Genomic DNA, 3443 nt, shown 5'->3' with positions numbered 1-3443 from the left:
AGCTAGTTAACACCACTTTAACTGAAGCCTGTATGAATAATTACGTCATAAACTGTTTAGTAGATCATAACTTTGCAAGCGCACTAGCAAAGCCAAAGTATTTGTTAATCCAAATCAAAAGTATAGTAATACTAAAGTAGTAGGCTTGTTTAGTTTGTTAAATTATCTTCAAGTTTCAATAAGAAAGGATTCTCATGAGCGATGTAGCATTATCCATATTAGCCTTGGCAGCGGTGGCTGTTATCGGGCTATGGTTTGGTGGTCTCAAAATTCGCGGTGTTGGCTTAGGCATTGGTGGTGTCTTGTTTGGTGGCCTATTTGTGGGGCACTTCATCAAACTCTTTGGCTGGCACCTCGACCCTCACGCCTTACACTTCATTAAAGAGTTTGGGCTAATTTTATTTGTTTACACCATAGGTATCCAAGTGGGCCCCGGTTTTTTTGCCTCGCTCAAAGCCAGTGGTTTAAAGCTCAATCTGCTGGCTGTCGGCATCGTCGTGTTGGGTGGTATGACGGCAGTCGTGCTACATTACGTTTTTGACCTTCCTTTGAATGTGTTTTTAGGCATCTATAGTGGTGCGGTAACCAATACGCCCTCGCTCGCAGCCGGACAGCAAATTCTGCAAGAACTGGGCATGAGCATTGAGCAAACCTCGGTATTAGGTTTAGGTTATGCGATGGCCTACCCCTTTGGCATCCTTGGTATCCTCTTAACCATGTGGATCATTCGCTTTATATTTCGTATCAATGTGGATGATGAAGCGGAAAAATTCGACAGCGCTAAAGGCAAGAAAAAACAACGCCTGCAAGATATTAATATTATTATCGAAAACCCCAACCTCAAAGGCCTCGCTTTTTCTGAACTAAGTAAATTGATTGGCGACGAAGTTATTTGCTCTCGGGTAAAAAGTAACGGGGAGTTAAAAGTCCCCACCCCCGATATGCAGATGCAGCTTGGCGACTATTTACACTTGGTCGGTCCCGATAGGCTTAAACTAGAACAAGCTACGCTGATTATCGGTAAAGAAGTGAACGCTTCCCTTTCAACTAAAGGTACGCTGCTACGCAGTGAGCGAGTCGTCGTCACAGAAGAGCGTATTTTAGGTAAAAAGTTGAGTGAACTGGACTTAAAACGTAACTATGACGTGGTTATCTCTCGCTTAAACCGGGCCGGGGTCGAGCTTATCGCTAACAAAGATACCATTCTACAATTTGGCGATATTCTCAATATCGTAGGCCCCAGCGAAGACATCGACAAGGTGGCCAAAAGCCTCGGCAACCTGCGCAGTAAATTACAACACGTACAAATGCTGCCGATCTTCATTGGTATTGGCTTGGGTGTATTGCTTGGCTCCATGCCTCTGGCTATTCCGAGCCTACCCGCACCATTAAAACTGGGATTAGCTGGCGGCCCCTTAATAGTGGCGATAATCTTGGCGCGTATTGGCAGCATCGGTCGGTTATATTGGTTTATGCCCCCTAGCGCTAACTTAGCCCTGCGCGAGTTAGGCATTGTGTTGTTTTTAGCCGTGGTGGGCATAAATTCTGGTGCCAACTTCATCGAAACTTTATTTGAGGGCGATGGGTTAAGCTGGATGTTTTATGGTGCCTTCATCACCCTTATTCCTTTATTAGTGATTGGTATTGTTGGGCGCTATATATTCAAGGTCAATTATTTGAGTTTATGCGGCTTAATGGCAGGCTCGATGACCGATCCACCGGCACTGGCTTTTGCTAACTCTATTCACGCCACCAATGGTGCTTCGGCTTTAGCCTATGCCACCGTTTATCCTTTAGTCATGTGTTTGCGGATCCTGTCACCGCAAATTATTGCTGTACTACTGTGGGTCGCAGCGTAATACAAACCATAGCCTGCCACGGCAGGCTATCCACTTTTATCAATGACTACCGCCTTTGGTTAAAAACATCACGTGTTTGTCCAATTTTACTTCAAAAAAATCTGACATTTATTCGTCTATCATGCGAAAATAGCCCGCTCTAGCCTCGTCAATCACTAGTTAAAGAAGAATCAATGTCTGCACAAATTATTGATGGAAAAAAAATTGCCCAGCAAGTTCAAGAACAAGTCGCTGAGCGAGTAAAGCAAAGAATTGCTGAAGGGAAACGTGCTCCCGGTTTGGCCGTAATTTTAGTTGGGAATAATCCTGCATCACAAGTTTATGTTGGCAGTAAACGCCGCGTTTGTGAGGCTGTAGGCTTTGTTTCGAAGTCTATTGACCTAGACGAACATACCGACGAACAAACTCTCTTGGCTGAAATTGATAAACTCAATGCCGATCCATTGATTGACGGCATTTTAGTACAGCTACCGTTGCCAGAGGGTATCGACGAAACTAAAGTTATTGAGCGCATTCAACCCGATAAAGATGTTGATGGTTTTCACCCCTATAACATCGGTCGTTTGGCGCAACGGATCCCCGCGCTTCGCCCTTGTACTCCCAAAGGTATCATTACCTTAATTGAGTCAACTGGCGTTAGTCCTTATGGTTTAGAAGCGGTAGTCGTAGGCGCATCAAACATTGTTGGTCGCCCCATGACTTTAGAGCTACTGTTAGCAGGCTGCACCACCACAACCTGCCACCGTTTTACCAAAGACTTGGAAGCGCATGTGCGCCGCGCAGACTTAGTGATTGTTGCCGTAGGTAAACCACAATTTATTCCTGGAGAGTGGATTAAACCAGGTGCGATGGTGATTGATGTGGGCATTAACCGCCTTGATAACGGCAAGCTTGCTGGCGATGTTGAGTACGAAGTTGCCCGTCAACATGCTGCCTATATTACTCCAGTCCCCGGCGGCGTAGGCCCAATGACTGTGGCCACCCTCATTCAGAATACTCTTGAAGCCTGCGAAGAGTTTCACGATCAATAATAAAATTGGCGAATACCATTCTTTAGTATTCGCCAGTTTCTCTGCAACATAGCCAAAACTAAGCTAGCTTAAACAATAGAACTAAACTGAGGCTACTTATGTTGCACCGCTATCTACTGCTCGCTTTGCTCACCTTACCCTTCTGCCCGCGTGCGGAGAATATAAGCTTTGTAACTGAAAATCTTCGCCCATTTAATTACTTAGAAAACGGTCATCTGACCGGTATGTCGGTAGAACTATTAAAATTAGTTTGGCAGGCTATGGGCGAACCGGCCCAGCCTATTCAAATGAAAACCTGGAGTGAAGCCTACTACCTGCTGCAACATCGCCCCAATATGGTGTTGTTTTTAACCATGCGCAGCCCTCGTAGAGAACACTTATTTGACTGGGCATGCCCGATTACCAGCTCCAACATTCAACTGTTTGCCTTAAGCTCTCGCCAGCTGCAAGTAAGCAACTTAACGCCAGACACTCCCCTCAAATTCGCCGCAATGAAAGCCGGCGTTGGAGAGCAACTATTACTCAGTAAAGGCATCAAAGACAGCCACATCAT

Annotated in this window: 3 protein-coding genes; all 3 read left to right on the top strand. The window is 45.4% G+C overall.

The annotated features are described in order from the left end of the window. The first annotated feature begins 194 nt into the window (after positions 1–194). The gene (locus ACQY6Q_RS10840) at positions 195–1859 is read left to right on the top strand and encodes a putative transporter (protein WP_427981279.1); all 1665 of its coding nucleotides are present in this window, start codon (positions 195–197) and stop codon (positions 1857–1859) included. A 173-nt stretch (positions 1860–2032) separates the two neighbouring features. After that, positions 2033–2890, top strand: coding sequence for a bifunctional methylenetetrahydrofolate dehydrogenase/methenyltetrahydrofolate cyclohydrolase FolD (gene folD, locus ACQY6Q_RS10835; protein ID WP_427981277.1), 858 nt, complete (start codon positions 2033–2035; stop codon positions 2888–2890). Positions 2891–2988: 98 nt separating this feature from the next. After that, on the top strand, positions 2989–3443 hold a 455-nt coding region (locus ACQY6Q_RS10830; protein WP_427981275.1), incomplete at its 3' end, for a transporter substrate-binding domain-containing protein.

It is taken from the genome of Agarivorans sp., assembly GCF_050295395.1.
Classification (GTDB): Bacteria; Pseudomonadota; Gammaproteobacteria; order Enterobacterales; family Celerinatantimonadaceae; genus Agarivorans.
This window is presented reverse-complemented; position numbering and strand designations above follow the sequence as displayed.

Excerpts from the sequence above, each read along its gene's own strand:
- folD (WP_427981277.1), top strand. The coding sequence starts at position 2,033 with ATGTCTGCACAAATTATTGATGGAAAAAAAATTGCCCAGCAAGTTCAA.
- ACQY6Q_RS10840 (WP_427981279.1), top strand. The coding sequence starts at position 195 with ATGAGCGATGTAGCATTATCCATATTAGCCTTGGCAGCGGTGGCTGTT.